Origin of the sequence: Amycolatopsis umgeniensis, assembly GCF_014205155.1 — a bacterium.
Taxonomy (GTDB): Bacteria; Actinomycetota; Actinomycetes; order Mycobacteriales; family Pseudonocardiaceae; genus Amycolatopsis; species Amycolatopsis umgeniensis.
The window spans coordinates 8356773-8374852 of the sequence record NZ_JACHMX010000001.1 but is presented as its reverse complement, the minus strand read 5'-3'; the positions used below and the strand labels follow the sequence as shown (position 1 = coordinate 8374852).

The following is an 18080-nucleotide window of genomic DNA, read 5'->3' as shown; positions in this document are numbered from 1 at the left end:
GGTTCCGAGTACATCCCATCTCCTCAGTTGATCTTGACCGCGCTGCCGCGCACGGTCACGATGCCGCTCGCGGTCAGCTCCGCCTGTCCCTGCCCCTTGACCGAGACCGTCGCGCCTTCGACCTGCACGCCCGCCGTTCCCGACAGCTTCAGGCTGCTGCTCGCCTCGACGGTCGCCTCGGTCGCCGACTTCACGGAAACCTTCTGGCCCTTGAGCTCCAGCGGACCGGTGCCCGCGTCGATGCTCACCCCGTTCCGCGCCTTCACCGTGACGCCCTTGCCGCTGGTCACTTCGATCATCTGGTTCTTCTGGTCGAGCTTGACCACCAGCTTCCCGTCCCCGGAGGCGACGATGATGCCGTCCTTTTCGGCGAATTCGAGCTTGTGGCCCTTGCGGGAGACGAAGCCCCGTACGGCTATCTCGCCGCTGTTGCCGTCGATCGGCGACGCGGTGAACTTCGGGACCGCGTCGGCGCCGTTGTAGAGCCCGCCAAGGACGTACGGGGCTTCGAAGTCGCCTTGCTCGAAGCCCACGAGCACCTCGTCGCCCACCTCGGACATGACCATCGCGCCCCGCCCGTTCCCGGCGCCGGGTTGCACGGTGCGCGCCCAGGCGCTGGTGAAGTCCTGATCCAGCCAGGGAAAGGTCAGCCTGACCCGGCCGAGCCCGGCGGGATCCTTCGCGTCACTGACCACCGCGGGCACCACTCCGGGCCACGCCGACGCCCTGGTGCCACCGGCGACCAGCCCGTAGAGGGAGCGTTCCTGCCTGCCGGACACCGCGAACTCGGTGGTGTAGCCGACTTCCGCGTTGAACAGGTGCCGGGTGCTGGTGAGCGTGTACTTGCCGGCGAACGGCTTGCCGACGCCGGTCAGCGTCACCGCCGCGCCCGCCCGGAGCTTCGGGTTGCCCTTGGCCACCCCGTCGAGTTCGGTGCACGCGCCGCCGAGCCGCTCGGACAGCGCGATCGCCGCCGCTTTGGTCTCGGCCTGGGTCCGGCGCGGCGTATCCGCCGAGACGTACTTGGGGCTGGAGAACTTGTTCGCGAGCGCGACCGGATCGACGCCCTCGACCTCGGTTCCCGCGTTCTTCGGCTTTTCGGAGGCCACCAGGGCCTTCTTCGTTTCGATGTCCCAGCCTCGGGCCTCGACCTCGGGCACCTGCTCGGCCGCGGTGACGCTGGCGCGCAGGCTGACCAAGGTCCGGTGCGCCTCGAGCACCAGCGGGTCGGTGTTGGCCTTCGCGGTGGTGGCAGGTGCGGCCGAAGGCTTCTCCGGGAGGCTGAAGTCCAGCGCGCCGCCCCGCACCGCGATCTGGGCGCCGACCGACTCCGCCAGCCGGGACAAGAACTCCCAATCGCTGACGTTGTCCTGGCTGAACTGCGTATGCGGGCGGCCGCCGACACCGGGGACCGGATCGATCTTGCCGACCTTCAGCCCGGCCCGCCGGGTCACCTTCGTGACGACGTCGGCGAGGCTCATCCCCGGGTAGACCGCGACCCGACGGCCGCGGAACAGCCGGTGCGCGTGGTCGTAGCCGCGCACCTCGGTGAAGGTGCCGATCCGGTCGAGGTCGATCGCGACCGCGGTGACCTCACCGGAAAGCAGCTCCTGCGGCCCTTCGGGATCGGAGGTCTGCACCTTCAGCTTGATGGCCGTGCCGATGGTGAACTTCCCCTTGTCCAGCACCACGTGCCCGGAGTCGCGGAAGCGCAGGACGAACATGTCCGGCAGGTTCCTGCTGTCGTCGACATAGGCGTACGAGAGCAGCGTCTTCACGTCGTCGGGCAGCGGGCCACCGGCGACCTCGACGATGAGGTTGTTCGCGAAGCTCTCGTTAGCCATCGAGTTCCTCCAGCGCCGGCACGAGCAACCGGGTGCCGGGCCGCAGCCACATCGGGTCGTCGATGTCGTTGGCGTCCGCGATCTCGCGCCACTTCGCCGCGTCGCCATAGGCACGGAACGCCACCGCCTGCAGGGAGTCACCGGCGACGAACACGTGGGTGTCCCGTGCCGCCAGCGCACCCGAGGTCGGGTTCTGCCCGCTCAGCTCGCCGGCGATCTCCTCCAGGTTCACCGTGCACACCGCGCGCACCGGCGTGCCCGACGGTGTGAACAGCGTGTACTTCGCGGTGACGCCGGCGACATAGGCGGGGAAACCGGTCATGCCGCCCCACTTGAAGATCACCCACGGCGGCGAACCCTTGCCGTGCTGGCGGCTTTCTTCGGTGGCGACACAGCAGGTGAAGAGCTGCTCGACCTTTTTGACGACGGCGTCGTCCATCTTGTCGGTGGCGTCGAGGAACATCTCCAGCGCGAGCTTGCACGGGTCCGAGCCCTTGAACTCGGGTGGTCCGCTCTTCTTCGCGTTGCGCTGCGGGTCACGGCCCCATTTGGCGTTCTTGGTGAGCGAGAGTTCCTTGGGGTTGAACTGGAACTTGATCTCGAACATCTTGGCGCCGGGTTGCCCGGTGCCCCCGGACTGCGGAGGTTTGCGGACCTCGAGCAGTGCACGCTGGAGATTGTTCGGCGCCGGTTCGCCGGAGCCGTACGCCGCGGGTGGCTGGGACCCGGCGGAGGTGAACGTGACAGGCGAGGACATGGCTAGCCCTTCTTCGCCGGGCTGAGAAAGCCGTGGTGGGCCAATTCGAGGGTCTCGGTGGCGACCTTCGGCGAGTCGGGCGAAAGTTGCGGCCCGCTCCAGCGCACGGGGACGACACCCTCCAACGACCAGCTGGCGATCACGGTGCCTTCGAGGGTGCGCGCTTCGATGGTCGCGGTCTTGCGCTCGATGCCACCCGCCATGTCGGCGAACCACTTCGTGATCTGCGAGCTGGCTGCCGTGACCGGACGGGAGAGCTTGACGTTGGAGTACTTGATCCGCGTCGGGAGCTGCCAGACCATGCCGTTGTTTCCGCCTTCTTCCCGCTGCTCCATGACGAACTCACAGCCCAGCCCGTCGCAACTGCTGAATGCGCCGAGGTTGCCGAGGTTCTTGTCGTCGAGCTTGACGACGTAACAAACGGCGACGGCTTCTTCTGCGTCCGGCATCGGCTTCTCCTTCAGTGCGGGCGATCGGTGAGCGCGCCACGGCGCTCACGGTCGAGGCGGAGCTCGGTCTTCAGCCGCCGGAGCAGCGGGTCGAAAAGCTTCTTGACGAGTTCCTCGGTCTCCGGTTGCGCGGCCGGTGCCGCCGGAGCCGGAGCCTGAGTCTTGGGCACCGGCTCCGCGACCGGCGGTGCGACGGGCGACGGCGGTGCCGCTTCAGGCTCGCGCTGCACGACCGGGGCCTCGGCCTGTCGCGACGTGACGACGGGTGGCAGGTTGAGCACCAGGCCATCGCCGTGATCGACGGTCTCACTCGGCACAGTGCGCTGAACGGTCCGGAGAACGTCCCGTGTGGATTGTCGGCTGTGCACACCGGCAGGCACGGCCTCGGCGATCCTCGCCACCGGTAACAGCTCGGTGAGTCCGGTTCTCTCACTGCTCACAAGGGTGCTGGTGTTCGGCTTGGGCGGGTTTGGCGCCGGTTCGACGCTATCGGCGCTTCTCGCGGCTGGAAGCACCGTCGGCGGCAGGTGGACGGCACCGGTTTCCTTCCGTTGGATGACCGGCGACAACGTGACCGGCTCGCGGGTGCGCTGGATCGTCGTCGGTGTCGAGCCGTCCGCGACGCCGGCAGACGGCAGCAGGCTCGTGATCCGCGCAGGAGCCTCGATCACGCGGGACACGGGCAGGGTCACCGCCGCCGGTACGGGCGATGCCACGACCGCGGCATCGACGAATCGTGCCACCGGCAGCAGTGACGTCGAGGTCGTCGAGGCCGGTGGCACGTTCACCGAGCCGCCCGGTGTCGCAGGCGGCTCTGAGATTTCTGTTGTCCCGGAACGAATCTGCGGTGGTTCGAGCGGGCGGAAGGTGTTGCCGGGTGAAGACCGTGACAAGGTCACCGTCGGGAGGTTCGGTGGCGGTTCGACAGCCCGGGAGACCGAGATCCGCGCGTCCGGTGCGTTCTCGCGTGTCTCCACCGGCTCCCTTGGTGATCCGATGTGGCGCGAGCCTGGTGACGGTGCTTCGTCACGCAGGCGCTGCACCGGCTTCTGAACCGGAGTCCCGGACCGCGGAACGTCCTGGTGTTTCGGCGTCGGAAGTTCCGGAGCCGGTTCGATGACCGTTCGCTGGACGGCCGTCGGTGTCTCCCTTGACGTGGCCGAAACTGATGCGGCCGGAGGCATCCGCTCCTCGCCCGCCACGATCCGGGCCACCGGCCGCGGAACCTCGTCCGGCGCCGCGACGGAGTTCTCCTCGGCCGGAGATGTGGGGAGCACCGAGGGTTCGACGGCGCCCGCCAAGGGCGCGTCCACCTCGGCAACACTGTCTTCGACCGCTGGTGAGGGCGCGTCAGCCGCTGCAACCAGTGGAACCGAAGCCTGGGAATGGACCGAGTCCGGCAGGATCGGTGCGCCGAGTCCCAGCCGCCGTGGGGACGCCTCGCTCTGTTCGGTCCGCTGAACGACCGGGAGCGCGGGCCGTGACGGTTCGACCGCCTGCCGAACCACCTCCGAGGCAGGTGGTTCGGCAGGCGGCTCCGCAGGAAGCGGCTCCGGAGTCCGGACCGGCACGGTCTCGAGCGGCTCGGCTTCGGCCAGCTCGGGCTCCGACGCCCTCGGGGCAGGCGCCATCGGGGCGGGCATCGGCACGATCGGGCCACGGTCGGGTTCGGAAGTCTCGGTCGGTGGCAGTTCGACAGACACCGGAGTGTCCACACGGGACGGTTCGACCGCGGGAATCGGCGTGTGGAGCGGAGCACTCGGGGTTTCCGCCCGGATCGCTTGGACCGTCCTCACCGGCGGGCGCACCGACACCGCCGACGGGCCGGCGGACGTCAACGGCATCGGCGGCGGGTCGGCTTCACGCGACGCGGCCGCGACGGCCGGTAGCACGACCGTGGCCGTCGGCTCGAAAACCGGCCCCGGCTCGTCCGGCAACGGCTCTTCATGCGGCCGCACATCTGGCAACGGCTGCGCGGAGGCGGAGTCCGGTTCGGGGGCAGGGCTTTCGAACACCGGGCTATCCGGTTCGGCAGCGCGCTGCACCGACATCCCCCAGAGACGTGACAGCACGCCACGTTTGCGGACCGACCGCTGCACCACAGGCATGTCCGGCGCGCGCCCCTCGGTGGTCCGCGGCCGCGCGAGACCATCGATGACGCCCGCGGGCTCCGCCGGGCCGACCCGATGGCCCAGCGGTTCCAGGTAGGCCGGGCTCCGCCAGGACGTCAGCGAGGAACTGAACCGCTGCACCGGGTTGATCAGCGGATGCTCGGCAACGACGCGCTGGATCGGCGGGAGGCTTCGCCATTCGGCACGGATCGACGGCAGCACGGCCGGTCCCGGTGCCGACGATTCCGAGGGCGAGCCCGGCTCCTTCCTGCGCCACGTCCACATCGAAGCGTCACCGTCCCTCGCTCATCCGAGTGTTGATCCGGGCGATCTCGGCGACGTAGGTCAACCGGTCGTGGTGTTCGAGGTCGAGAATGTCGTCGAGCGACCAGTGCAGGTGATAGGCGACGTACGCGACTTCCTCGTGCAGCCGTCCGGCCGCGTACGTCACGATTCCCCCAGGCGGCCACCGGCCACGTCGACGACGAACCCGTGGCCGCACTCCGGGCAGGCGACACCCGCCCGCGTATGGCCTTCGCTGTTGATCCGCCGGTACATGTCCTGCAGGAATGCCAGATCCGAAGCGAACAGGTTCTCGATGACTCCGGCGTGCACATCGGTGACGTCGCCGATCCGGGTGATCACGCGCGCCAGCAGCACCACCGTGAGGAAGGCCGCGTTCTCACGGACCCGGTCGTCCCGCAGCGGGACGAGCTCGTCCCGCGCGGTCGCCAGCCGCATCACCCCGGAGTGGTGCACCTTTCCCGCGTCGTCGACGTACCCGCGCGGGAGTTCGAACGCGAACTCGGTCCGCAGCTTCGGCCGAGCCTGCCCCTCCGGCATGACAGGGGCTTCCTCGACCGGTGGCGACGCCATCACCCTGCGCATGGGCTCACTCGACTTCCATCTGCTCGTAGGTGATCACGAGCTTCTCGGTGAGCACGCTGGTGTCGCCCGCCTTCAGCGAACCGATCTCGAGGCTCTTCGGCCACGCGTTGGTGAGCTTGTAGCGCTTCAGCGCGGTGCCTTCGTAGTCGTAGACGATGATCGCGCCGCCTTTGCGAGCGGAACCCATTTTGCCGAAGTGCGCGTCCTTGACCCACTTCTCGAAGCTGCTGTCGTCGGTCAGACCGCGGGTCAGCGTCACCTCGCCTGCCTTCGGGCGACCGGGGAGCTTCTTGATGACGTACTTGCCGTCCGCGGTGTTCTGCTTGAGCTCGATGACGTCCTGCTCCATCTTCAGTCCGGAGACCTCGGAGATCTGCTTGATCTGGACGCCGTCGATCTCGAGCCCGAAGGAGTGGCCGACGGCCTTGTCAAGATCGGGAAGTGCCATTTCGGAGCCCTTTCACTATTCGTTGACCAGGCTGGTGCCGCCGGACATCTGGGCCAGCCGGAAGATCACGAACTCCGCCGGTTTCACCGGCGCGATGCCCACTTCGCAGATCACCTGGCCGAGGTCGATCCCCTCGGCCGGGTTGGTCTCCCGGTCGCACTTCACGAAGAAGGCCTCGTCGGGCGTGAGGCCGAACAGTGCGCCCTTGCGCCACTCCATCACCAGGAAGGCGCTGATCGTGCGCCGGATGCGGGCCCACAACGCGTCGTCGTTCGGCTCGAACACGACCCACTGGGTGCCGTTGAGGATCGATTCCTCGAGGTAGTTGAACAGCCGTCGCACATTGAGGTAGCGCCACGCCGGGTCGCTCGACAACGTCCGCGCTCCCCAGATCCGGATGCCCTTGCCCGCGAAAGAGCGCACGCAGTTCACGCCGATCGGGTTGAGCAGCTCCTGCTCCGCCTTGGTCAGATGCGTCTCCAGCGCCAGCACGCCGCGGACGACTTCGTTCGCCGGTGCTTTGTGGACACCGCGAGTCGCGTCGGTGCGCGCCCACACCCCCGCCATGTATCCGCTCGGCGGCACGTACGTATTGGTCCCGCTGGCGGCGTCGAGCACCTGCACCCACGGGTAGTACAACGCCGCGTACTTCGAGTCGTACCCGGCTTGGTCCATCCGCCAAGAGCGGATCTCCTGCGGATTGAGCGCGGGCGGCGGATCGACGATCGCCATCCGGTCCCCCATCAGCTCGCAGTGCGCGATCATCGCCAGCTGGACGGCTTTGACCCCGTCGAGGTCGATCAGGTCGCGCTGGTGGGCGGCCATCAGGTCCGGCACCGCGACCATGGTGATCTCGTCGATCGCCTCCAAGCCGCCGAAACCGGTGCGATCGGCGACGTCACCGACGTAGTCGTCCGCCGCGATGCGACGCGGGACGGGCGGTGGCTGCGGCGGCTCGGTGAGCACGGCGGTGCCACGGTCCGGCTTCGCCACCGCGCCGCCGGTCGCGAGCTCTTCGATCGTGATGAAGCTGGACTTCTCGCGTACCAGGGTGACGACGTTTTCCTTGGTGCGCTTGGTGGTCACGTTGTGGGTCTCGACGACCTTGCCGTCCTTTTTGACGAGCACGGTGAACCTGTCGTCGCCGGGGTTCTCACCGGACGGTTCCGTGACCTCGACAGTGAGCTCACTCGCCTGTCCACCGGCCGGGAGCTCCCTCGCGACGAAACGGTAGCCACCGAGCACCGCCTGGCGCGTCGGCTCCTTCGGCGCCGCGCCGTTGTCCTGACCCCGCGGGCCGCCGATGCGGACGATGTAGCAGTTGGCACCACCGTTGAGGAAATAGCCGTAGACCGACTGGGCCAGATAGCAGCCTTCGACGAAGTCACCGAAGGTCTGGGTGAACTGGGTCCAGTTGGACACCAGGGTCGGCGTGTTGAAGGGACCGTCCGCCGCGAAACCGACGAAGGCGGCCACGGCGGTGCCCACACCCTCGATCGGCCGGGCGCCCGCCTCGATTTCCTCGACGTACACACCCGGCGTGAGATAGGTGGGCATGCGTGCCTCCCCTTGTCGGCGCACTCTCTGTCGTCGGCGATGTTCCTGACTGTCCGTCCGAGACGAAACGACCAAGCGGATAGATCGGCGGGAACCAATCTCTGCCCGAAGAGGCAGCTGCCCGTTCGGGCAGCCGTGCCCGCCCGTCCGGCTGTTGGCAATCGGCCCGGCGAAGCCGACAGTGAAGGCATGCCGGTGAGCCGGGACAAGGTGGCACAGGCCCCGGCCGCGGAACCCGCGCGGCCGGTCAAGCCTGCGCGTCGCGCCACCCCGCCGGCGCTGCTGCGGCTACAGGCCTCAGCGGGCAACGCGGCGGTGACCCGCCTCGTCGGTTTGCAGCGCAGCGCCTGCCCCGCTCCCCCGGTCGCGCCCGCCGGGGTGACGCCCGCATCGGACCCGAAGTTCGGTTCGCTCAAGAGAGACGTCAGCGGACAGGCGAAAACGGCCAAGGCGCATCCGCCCGCCGGCGCGGAGGTCAAGAAGGCGCAGGACGCTTCGGTCGCGCCCGCCGACGACAAGGAGGCCCAAGCCAAAGCGTCACAGGCGGACAAGATGGCCGCCGCCAAACCGGCCGGGTTCGACAAGGCCGCCTTCGTCGCCGCGGTCAACGCCGCCGTCGCCAAACAGGCGCCGCGGAATCTCGACGAAGCCGACAAGTTCGCCTCCTCGGGCAAGGCGGACCAGATCAAGTCCGAAGTGATGGGCAAGGTCACCAGCGGCAAGGACGCTTCCGCCAAGGACGTCACCGACCGCACCAAAGAAGCGCCGGATACCAGCAGGGCCACCGAAAAGCCGGTGAAACCGCTACCGGAGACCCCGCCGCCGCCCGCGTTGTCCCCACCGGACGCACGCAAAGCCACGCCGGACAAGGCCCCGCCCGGCCAGACCGACCTGCGCGCCGACCAGTGTGAAACCCACGGCAAAATGGCCGAGGCCGGAGTCACCGACCAGCAGCTGGCGCAGTCCAACGAGCCCGAGTTCACCGGAGCGCTCGCGGCCAAGCAGGAAGGCGAGCGGCACACAGCGTCGGCACCTGCGGCGGTTCGCGAGTCGGAGGCGGGCCAGTTGGCGGCCGTCACGGGCGCGGCGCAGGCGTCCGGACAGGCCGCGATGGCGGGAATGACCGGCGCGCGATCGTCCGCCGGGCAACGCGGTCAGTCAGCGAAATCGGCCACGAAAGCCAAGGACGAGCAGGACCGGGCCCGGATCACCGCGGAGATCAAGGCGATCTTCGAGGAGACCAAGACAAAGGTCGAGGGGGTCCTCGGCGCACTCGACGACCAGGTGGCCAAGCGGTTCGAGACCGGCGAGGCCGCGGCGAAGGCCGCGTTCACCGCCGACCACCAGGCCCGGATGAAGAAGTACAAAGACGAACGCTACGACGGCGTCACCGGCGCGGCCCGCTGGACCTACGATCTGTTCGCCGGCCTGCCCGCCGAGGCGAACAACCTCTTCCTCGAGGCCAAGAAGGTCTACGAGTCGAAGATGCAGGGCGTCATCGGCGACATCGCCGATTTCGTCGGCCAGCAGCTGAGTGAAGCGAAAAGGCTGATCGCCGAAGGCCGCGAGCGAGTCCGGCAGAAGGTCGACTCCCAGTCCCCCGCCCTGCGCAAGATCGCGGGCGAGGCCGCCAAGGAGTTCGGCGGCCAGTTCGACGACCTCGAGAAGTCCGTCGACGAGAAACAGCAGTCGCTGGTCGAGGATCTGGCACAGAAGTACAGCGAAGCCCGCAACGCCGTCGACGAAGAGATCAAGGCGCTGCAAGCGGAGAACAAAGGTCTGTGGGACAAGGCGAAGGAGGCGATCGGCGGCGCTATCGAGACGGTCCTCAAGCTGAAGGACATGCTGCTGAGCGTGCTGTCGCGGGCGGCGAACGCGATCGGCCTGATCATCGCCAAACCGATCGAGTTCCTCGGCAACCTGGTCAACGCGGTCAAGACCGGCGTCATGAACTTCGGCGCGAACATCGTGCAGCACCTCAAGGACGGCCTGAAGGCCTGGTTGCTCGGCAACCTGGCCAGTGCGGGCATCGAGATCCCGGAGACACTGGACGCCAAGGGCATCCTGAAGATGATCATGTCGATCCTCGGGCTCACCTGGGCGAGTGTCCGCGCGCGGATTCTCCGCTTCATCCCGGAACCCGTGCTCGCCAAGCTGGAGCAGACGTTCGAGGTGGTCAAGATCCTGATCACCGAAGGCGTACCGGGGCTCTGGCGCTGGGTGATCGAGAAGCTGGGCGACCTCAAGGAGATGGTGCTCGGCCAGATCAAGGAATTCGTGATCGAGAAGATCGTCAAGGCGGGTATCACCTGGATCATCTCGATGCTCAACCCGGCGGCCGCGTTCATCAAGGCCTGCAAGGCGATCTACGACATCGTGATGTTCTTCGTGGACAAGGCCGCCCAGATCAAGGAGTTCGTCTCGTCGGTCCTGGACTCGGTCGAGTCGATCGCCCGTGGCGGGGCGGGCGCGGTGGCGGGACTGATCGAGCGGACCCTCGCGAAGGCGTTGCCGATGGTGCTCGGGTTCCTGGCGAGCCTGCTCGGGCTGGGCGGGATCTCGGAGAAGATCAAGTCGATCCTGGAGAAGGTCCAGGCTCCGGTCGGCAAGGTGATCGACACGGTGATCGGCACGATCGTCAAGGCCGGGAAGAAGATCTGGTCGAAGCTGAAGGGCAAGAGGGGTGGCGCCGACGACGAGCGTAGCCGTGCAGTGAAGAAGAAGGCTCACGACATGCTCACGGGGCCGACCGCCGCCAAGTTCCGCGATCGGAACGACCTGCGTGCAGTAACCGAAAAGATCCTTCGCACACTTCGTCCCGAAGGTCTCAAGACTCTCTCCGCAGTACCTGACCAGAATCAACCAGGCCACTTCCTGGTGATGGCGACCGCGAGTCCTGAAGAAAAGGTCGGCGAAGCCAAGGTCGAGTCGGACGAGCCGATCAAGCTTGCCGAGGAAGTCGCCAAAGCCAGCGAGGAGTCCAGCGGACGAAGATTCCTCTTCCGAGGGGACGACGAATGGCGGGAGGGGGATGACTTCGGCTTCCCGCTTGACAGCGAGCAAGCGGACGAAGCTGACGTGCAAACTCCGTGGGCACACGTTCGGGAGAAGCGACCCGGAATGACAAGCCGCTATGTATCATTCTCCGAGATAATCGGAAACAAAGAGGGCGGTGCCGCGAAGTTCACCAAGAAGAACAACATCGCGAAGGCCGCGTGGGACGCTCTGAAGGAACTGGAGAAGGAAGGTGTCATCCGTATCCTGACCCCGGACGCGGTCCAAGCCGAGATACTCAAGGCCAAGCCCAAAATTCGCAAGTTGGCAGGTGATGTCAGGGCGATTATGATCAAGAACCACGAAGTTCTCATCGAAGGCCGAGTTCCCGCCGAGTACCTCAAGCGAGCGAAATGATGCGCACCTCACGCGACCAGGACGCGATCCTCCGAGAGGAACGACTGGACGAGGCGATCGAGAAGGCCGGTCCCGAACTGTTCGACCTCCTCTCGGCCTCGACCGGCGATCCCGACGCCGAAGTGCGCGAAACGGCAGCCTACGGACTCGGCGAGATCGACGACCCGCGCGCCATCCCCTTACTGCTCAGGTTCGTCGAACAGGACTCGGCCGAAACCGTCGTGATGCATGCGCTCAAAGCCCTGGAGTCCTATCGTGACCCGCGGATCCACGAGGCGCTACTCCACGAGGCCGGCCGCACACGGCAGACCCGCTCACCCCGGTGGTACGCCGCGAAACAGCTCCGCTGGTACGACTCCGGGCGCTCGGTCGATGCGCTGATCACCCTCTTGGCGAGTGAAGATGCCCTCGTCCAGCAAGCCGCAGAGGAATCATTGTCGATTTTACGGCCCAGTGAACGTGCTCGGTGGCAGCGCCTGCTCAAACAGAACACCTGAACGTGGCCGACCGGAGCCGCATCGCCAACAGCCGCACCCGGCAACTGGTAACCCGATCACAGAGTGCTGCTAGGCCTCTTCGCCTTCGGTCTCTTCCTCGCGTTGCACGTACGTCTGCGCCATCTTTTCTTCCGCGCCTTCCTCGGCCTCAGGAGCTTCTTCGCGCTGGACGTGCGCCTCACCGTCGTCCGCACACCGCTGAACCGCGGGTCCGGCGGCAGCCGGGGCAGGCGTCGACATCAACCGGTCCGCGTTCGCGACGGCCTCGCGCTCGAACCGATCCGAGGGATCCGAAACCTTCACGCCTCCACCCGCGTCCGTGCCCTCGACCGGGCCACTGCGCTGCTGGACGACATGGGTCAGCTCGTGCGCGAGCATGTGTTTGCCGGAATCCGAGCCAGGGTCGTACTTGTCCCGCTGGAACACGATGTTCGAACCCACCGTGTAAGCCTGCGCGTTGACGGACTTCGCCGAATCGTGCGCGGCGCCATCGGTGTGCACCCGGACGTCGCCGAAGTCGTGCCCGAAGCGGCCCTCCATGTCCGTGCGCGTCGAGGCGCCCAAAGGCGCGCCCCCTGAAGTGACCACGTCGTGTACCGGCGAACGTTCTTCTTCGACCAGGGTGCTCACTCCGGCGTTTCCCACCGCGCGCTGCAGATCCAGCATGCCCGCGGGGCCGAGGACGTCGGTGCGCCCGGCCGCGGCGGCGCGGCCCATCAGACCGCCCTCGTCCCGGTCGACACGGTCGCCCTTCGGCCGCAGGCTCGGTTCGAGATCGTTGTCGTGACTTTGCCCGCGCATGGTCCGCTCCCTCGGTCGCTACGCCGCCTGTTCAGCTTGCGCCGCCGCCGCGCCGCGCGCCAGGCTGTCGTGCGCGGGCGGAAGGGCGACATCCGCTGCCCGAACGGGCAGGTCAGCCTTCGGTCACCATCGCCAAGTACGGGCCGAACTCGCGGTCCAGGCAGAGTCTGCCCAGCTTGCGATACTCCCGCGCGACCGCGCCGACCAGATCCGTCATCGCCACCGGTCGGCCCGCCTCGGCGGCCAGATACGCGCCGGTCACCGCGGCCGAGCGGATGTGTCCTCCGGCGAGTTCGAACGCTTCGGCCAGAAAGCCCAGGTCCAGGTCACCGGCCCTGGGCATTCGAGCGCCGAGGCAGCGGTCCCACAGCTGGCGGCGCAACTCCACATCCGGCAACGGGAAGTCCACGATCACGTCCAGCCGCCGGGTGAACGCCTCGTCGAGGTTCGCTCGCAGGTTGGTGGCCAGCACCGCGATGCCGTCGAAGGTCTCCATCCGCTGCAGCAGGTACGCGCTTTCGATGTTCGCGTACCGGTCGTGTGCGTCACGAACCTCGGACCGCTTGCCGAAGATCGCGTCCGCCTCGTCGAACAGCAACACTCCGTTGACACCGGCGGCCTCGGTGAAGATCCGTTCCAGGTTCTTCTCCGTCTCGCCGACGTACTTGTCGACCACTGTCGCCAGGTTCACGGTGTAGAGATCCAGCCCCAGCGAGGCGGCGATGACCTCGGCGGACATCGTCTTGCCCGTCCCCGAATCCCCGGCGAAGAGCCCCGTCACACCCCGGCCCCGGCCGCCGCCGGGCCGCATCCGCCACTCGTCGAGCACCTGGTCCCGGTAGCGTGCCCGCGCGGCCAGTTCGTCCAAAAGGGACAGGACGCCCGCGGGCAGCACGAGGTCGCTCCAGCCGACCGCGGGTTCGATCCGACGGGCGAGCCGCTGCAGACCTGCCGCGTTCTGGCTCCGCGCGCCCGCGCGCAGATGCGACGTCCGCACCGGTCCACCGTCGGCCAGCGCCGTCACCGACGCCGCCTTCGCCGCGCGGGCGATCTGCCCCGGCCCCAGTACGAAATGCGCGGTCGCCTCCCCCGGATCGACATCCGGAGCGAGCCCACCGTCGAGATGGCTGCGCCAAAGAGCCACCCGGCCGGCCACGGACAGGGGAAGAGCGTCGAGCTGCAACGGCGGGATCGCGCTCCACCGCGGATCCCAGGCCCCGGTGCCGTGCACGATCAGCGGGACGGCCGGATGAGCGAGCTTCTCCAGGCGCGGCCAGTCATCGACAGGGCCCAGCACCAACCCCGCGCCACGCAGCAACGCCTCCCGCACGAGTGAACCGATGAGCTCGCCCTGTCCGGATTCCGCCTGCCACCGAGCCGCATCGACCACCAGCGCGGGAAAGCCGGCACCGGTCAGTGCCGCGACACCGAGTTCTTCGGCACCTCCACCGGGATGCTCCTTCAAGTAGACCAACCCGACCTGTCCTCTGATCGCGCGGGCGAGCCGATCGGTACCGGCCACGTCGGTGACCCTCGTGCCGAGGCGGGCGCACCCGGCGAGCTCCGGGGCGAGCCGATCGTCGCCCAGCAGGTGGTTCACCACCCTGTCGGGCACACGAAGCGTGCGTGACAGGAAGGGGCGTTCCTCGTCCTCCATGGTGAGCAGGCCACAAGTGATCAGTGGAGCGTCGGCATCGAGCCGCGCCCGGCCGGCGGCCGACGCTTCGGAGACGCCGCACAGGCGCAAGGCCAGCCCCGCCGTCGCCCGGCGGCGGGTCACGTCGTCGTTGAGGTAGCCGTAAAACTGCTCGAACCGGCTGTCGAGGTCGGGCGCGAGCGCGACCAGCAGCAGTTCGATGTCGACACCGGTGAGTCCCACGCGCTGCGCCAACGGGTGCAGGCGGCCGTCCGGCACGGAGTCCGTGAACGGCGGGAACGGCTCGCGGTGGCCCTCCAACAGCGCGTCGATCGTCTCGTTCGACAGGTACAGCCCACGGAAGGGGTCGTCGGGGTTCGGGTCGGCGGCCCGGCGGCTCTCCACCGCGTCGCGGATCCGCTGTTCGAGCCGGGCCAGCCGCTCGAACAGGTACTCCAGGCTCATCGGGGCTTCCGGTGGGTGCGCGCCATCGCGACCCGTCGTTGCCCTTCGACCGCACCGCTCTCCGCCACATGGTGCCCGATCAGCTCGCTATCGCGGGTGTCGAGCTTCAAGCCTTCCTTCGGCGGTTTCTCAGCCGGGTACACCCGTCCACTGTGGACCGGAGCGGAGACGACGACGTCCAGCGACGGTTTCAGCTCGCCGCCCAAAGCGGTCCAGACGTCGGCGAACGCACGGTCCTCCGGCGGCGGCAACGCGACGGTCATCGGCACCGGCAGTCCCATCTCGGCCAGTGACCCGGTGAGCACCGACTCCGGGACTGCGTCGTAGGCGAGCAGGCCGAGCAACAGGTCCGACAGCACGCGATGCTCGTCTTCCGGCCGCTGCGTCCACGCGGTGACCAGGTACGACAGCTTGATGTGCCGGGGCGGAAGGTGCCTCGCGGCGACCTTGCCGAGCGGGTCGTACTCATTGAGCAGGCCCCGTGAGCGGCGTCGTAGATCCTCACGCACGTCGTAGAGGTAGACGTTCACCGCGGGAGCGTTGCGCCGCGACGCCCACTCCTTGGTGGGCGCATCGAACGCGACCTCGATCTCGCTGCCGCGCCGGGCCACATCCCGCACCAAACGCCGTAACGCCTCGTCGACCTCATGGATCACTGCGGACCTCCCCGGACGGCGGTCTTCCCACGATGATCGCGGCGGCGCCGTCCGGCCAGCCGCACAGCGGCAGACCTTCGGGTACGCCGGGCTGCCCGTACGGGCAAACGCGCACGTGAGTCCTCGAGGCGCACCCGCGCTTGGTCGCCGAAGTCCCACCGGCACTGGGTTGCCGCGGACCGGCGCGTCGGCTTCGGGTGTCGCGAAAGCCACTTTCGGGACGTCTGACGTCCCGAAAGTGGCTTTCGCGACACCGGGGAGGCGGGGGTGGCCGTGGTGGGCATCTTGAAGGGACCGATCGGGTTCCAGGTCCGCGGTCTGGCGGCGCAGTGGCCTGCCGGCCGCGCTCACCAGCGCGGCGTCGAGCCGGCGGTCGGGCGGACACCCAGGAGGCCGACCACTTCCAGGTCGCCGGCGCCCAGTGCCTGACCGAGTTTCCCAGGCGTTCCGAAAGTTCCGCGGCCAGCCGGGGTCCCACGCCGCCGGTCGTCCACAGTGGACTCCGCCAGGGCGACCGGGCTCCTCGAAAGGTGGCCCCAATGCCACATCGGGGGCATCGTCCACTGAGAGAACACGCAACTCACCACCCACGACGCACAACAAGAGGGGCCGAAGGGGCCCTTCGCCTCATCCGAAGAGACGAAAGGGCCCTTCACCACACCAACAGCCGGTCACGAAACCGCGCCCATTATTGTTTCCACAATCTGCGAACGCGCTCTCAGAACCGTTGACGGACAAGCCACCCGAACGGTTCCTTGCCCGTCGCGACGAGCACCGACCAGTATGGAAGTCGCCGGTTCGACGGGGTGTGACGGAGCGAAGGGAAAAGCCTTGTCCGATTTCGATGCGGTATTCGGCACGATACCCACGGCTGATATCCCGGTTTCTTTTCATCCTGTCAAAATCGGAGTCGCCGAGGATCCGGAATTTCCCGGAAGGCCTGTGGAATTGGATGCTTGCGTGGCCTTACCGGAAAATGCCCAGACCGCCGAATATCCTTTGATCGTCCTGCCCGCGCCACTGGCACCGATCGGCTGGCGAGCCTACGCCGTTTTCCATCCCCTGCTCAAGAAAGGCTTCATGGCCAACCTCGCGGCGAAAGGGTACGTCGTCGTCGCCTACAGCGAGCGCGGCCTCTCCCACTCCGGCGGGAAGATCGACGTCGCGGGCCCGCGTGATCAGGCGGATGGAACGGCCGTGATCGACTGGGTCTCGGAGCACATCCAGGCAGCGGATCTGAGTCGCGTCGGCATGGCAGGCGCCTCCTACGGAGCCGGCCAGAGCCTTCTGATCGCCGCCAAGGACAAGCGGGTGAAGGCGGTCGTCGCCATGAGCGCGTGGGGCGATCTGTTCAAATCGCTCTACGAGAACGAGACCAGGCACATCAAAGCCTTCCAGGCACTCCGAGGCCTGTTCCAGACCTGGCCGAGCCCACCCTCCATCCCCTCCTTCCCGCCCCAGCCGCAACCGGACCCGATGCCGGGAGTGAGCAGGCTGAACGCCGAAACCGAGCAGGTCTTCCAGAACATCGCCGACAACGTCGAGATCGAACAACTGCGGGAATTCGCCGACAAGCGCTCGCCGATCCATCCCGAGTTCCTCGACGAGCTGAACCGGCCGGACCTGGCGATCCTGCTCTGCACTTACTGGCACGAAACGATTTTCTCGAACACCACCGTGGTGGATCTGTTCAACGGCCTGACCACCGGTTCCAAGAAGCTCATCGTCCAGGTCGGCGATCACGGCAACGCCGAAGGCACCGGCCTCGCCGGTGAGTACAGCAGGCCCACCGTCGCCGCCATGAACTGGTTCGACCTGCACCTGCGGGACGAGGGCGACCAGGAGACCGAACCCGTCGTCGTTGAGACGATGCCCTACCCCTACGCCGACGCGCAGCGCTACCGCACCTGGGAGGACTTCACCAACGCGCCGGTGCGGTTCACCCTCCACCCGCCCAGTGCCGATGCCGACGGCAGCCTCGACACCCAGGACGCGGGACAGTCGTGGAGCCACACCCTCCAGGTCGAAGAGACCTCGGCCGAGATAGCCGACACTTTGGTACAACGAGGGATCAGCGAACGCCTCGCCCAGTTCTACCGCTACAGCACCAGGAACATCTCCCGGAAGAACGCCGCGATCTGGAGTTGCGCACCATTCGGCGACAACCAGCGAATCAGCGGTGAAGTGCGGCTGCGGCTCACGGTGACACCCCAAACCAAGGACGCGACCATCGTCGCGTATCTGTTCGACGCCACCGCGGAACCCTTCACCATCCCCCCGAGCAAGAACTTCGACCGTATCGTCACCAGCGCCGCGTACACCGTCCTGGACCGTGAACCCGGCGTGCCCGTGACGATCGACGTGCCCTTCCAGCTGACCAACTACCTCGTCCGCGCCGGACGTTTCCTGCGGCTCGTCGTGGACACCAAGGACAAATTCCTCGCCGACGCCAACGGGGACACCACCACGCTCACCATCTCGAGCACGGCGGACCACCCCTCCTCCATCACCATTCCCGTCGCCGCGCAAACGTGACCCTGACGGTACGAATCCTTTCGCG

At 67.4% G+C, this 18080-nt stretch carries 15 protein-coding genes; 3 read left to right on the top strand and 12 right to left on the bottom strand.

Translation table 11 applies throughout. The features are described from left to right. Positions 1 to 23 precede the first annotated feature (23 nt). From HDA45_RS38305 to HDA45_RS38270, 8 genes are all read right to left on the bottom strand, one after another. Positions 24 to 1844: a VgrG-related protein gene (locus HDA45_RS38305; protein ID WP_184903820.1), complete on the bottom strand. Its 1821-nt coding sequence runs from the start codon at positions 1842 to 1844 to the stop codon at positions 24 to 26. After that, positions 1837 to 2601, bottom strand: a complete 765-nt coding sequence (locus tag HDA45_RS38300) for a CIS tube protein (protein WP_184903818.1) — start codon at positions 2599 to 2601, stop codon at positions 1837 to 1839. Before HDA45_RS38300 ends, HDA45_RS38305 begins: the two co-directional genes overlap by 8 nt. A 2-nt stretch (positions 2602 to 2603) precedes the next feature. Continuing rightward, entirely contained in the window at positions 2604 to 3050 is a 447-nt protein-coding gene (locus tag HDA45_RS38295) for a phage tail protein (RefSeq protein ID WP_184903816.1), read from the bottom strand. Between the two features lie 11 nt (positions 3051 to 3061). Continuing rightward, the gene (locus HDA45_RS38290; protein WP_184903814.1) at positions 3062 to 5383 is read right to left on the bottom strand and encodes a hypothetical protein; all 2322 of its coding nucleotides are present in this window, start codon (positions 5381 to 5383) and stop codon (positions 3062 to 3064) included. Between the two features lie 70 nt (positions 5384 to 5453). Beyond that, on the bottom strand, positions 5454 to 5612 hold the full coding sequence (locus HDA45_RS38285; RefSeq protein WP_016333592.1) for a DUF6760 family protein: 159 nt from the start codon (positions 5610 to 5612) through the stop codon (positions 5454 to 5456). Then, positions 5609 to 6049, bottom strand: coding sequence for a hypothetical protein (locus tag HDA45_RS38280; protein WP_184903812.1), 441 nt, complete (start codon positions 6047 to 6049; stop codon positions 5609 to 5611). Before HDA45_RS38280 ends, HDA45_RS38285 begins: the two co-directional genes overlap by 4 nt. 4 nt (positions 6050 to 6053) lie before the next feature. Next, positions 6054 to 6497, bottom strand: coding sequence for a phage tail protein (locus tag HDA45_RS38275; protein WP_184903810.1), 444 nt, complete (start codon positions 6495 to 6497; stop codon positions 6054 to 6056). Between the two features lie 15 nt (positions 6498 to 6512). After that, on the bottom strand, positions 6513 to 8054 hold the full coding sequence (locus tag HDA45_RS38270; protein ID WP_184903808.1) for a phage tail sheath family protein: 1542 nt from the start codon (positions 8052 to 8054) through the stop codon (positions 6513 to 6515). A 189-nt stretch (positions 8055 to 8243) separates the two neighbouring features. Here HDA45_RS38270 and HDA45_RS38265 point away from each other — a divergent pair, with 189 nt between their 5' ends. Further along, positions 8244 to 11465 carry a phage tail protein gene (locus HDA45_RS38265; protein WP_246480928.1) on the top strand — a complete coding sequence of 1074 codons (3222 nt, stop codon included), beginning with the start codon at positions 8244 to 8246 and terminating at the stop codon, positions 11463 to 11465. Continuing rightward, the gene (locus HDA45_RS38260) at positions 11465 to 11962 is read left to right on the top strand and encodes a HEAT repeat domain-containing protein (RefSeq protein ID WP_184903806.1); all 498 of its coding nucleotides are present in this window, start codon (positions 11465 to 11467) and stop codon (positions 11960 to 11962) included. Before HDA45_RS38265 ends, HDA45_RS38260 begins: the two co-directional genes overlap by 1 nt. 69 nt (positions 11963 to 12031) lie before the next feature. Here HDA45_RS38260 and HDA45_RS38255 read toward each other — a convergent pair whose 3' ends face one another. The 4 genes from HDA45_RS38255 to HDA45_RS43115 form a co-directional block, all read right to left on the bottom strand. Then, on the bottom strand, positions 12032 to 12763 hold the full coding sequence (locus tag HDA45_RS38255; RefSeq protein WP_184903804.1) for an eCIS core domain-containing protein: 732 nt from the start codon (positions 12761 to 12763) through the stop codon (positions 12032 to 12034). Between the two features lie 112 nt (positions 12764 to 12875). Then, on the bottom strand, positions 12876 to 14864 hold the full coding sequence (locus tag HDA45_RS38250) for an ATP-binding protein (RefSeq protein WP_184903802.1): 1989 nt from the start codon (positions 14862 to 14864) through the stop codon (positions 12876 to 12878). Beyond that, complete coding sequence (locus HDA45_RS43120; RefSeq protein ID WP_184903800.1) at positions 14861 to 15520, bottom strand: Pvc16 family protein; 660 nt, start codon at positions 15518 to 15520, stop codon at positions 14861 to 14863. The genes HDA45_RS38250 and HDA45_RS43120 overlap by 4 nt, the downstream gene beginning before the upstream one ends. Positions 15521 to 15867: 347 nt before the next feature. Continuing rightward, on the bottom strand, positions 15868 to 16095 hold the full coding sequence (locus HDA45_RS43115) for a hypothetical protein (RefSeq protein ID WP_184903798.1): 228 nt from the start codon (positions 16093 to 16095) through the stop codon (positions 15868 to 15870). Positions 16096 to 16303: 208 nt separating this feature from the next. On the opposite strand from HDA45_RS43115, the gene HDA45_RS38235 reads away from it, so the two are divergent. Next, the gene (locus HDA45_RS38235; protein ID WP_281400843.1) at positions 16304 to 18055 is read left to right on the top strand and encodes a CocE/NonD family hydrolase; all 1752 of its coding nucleotides are present in this window, start codon (positions 16304 to 16306) and stop codon (positions 18053 to 18055) included. Positions 18056 to 18080 lie beyond the last annotated feature (25 nt).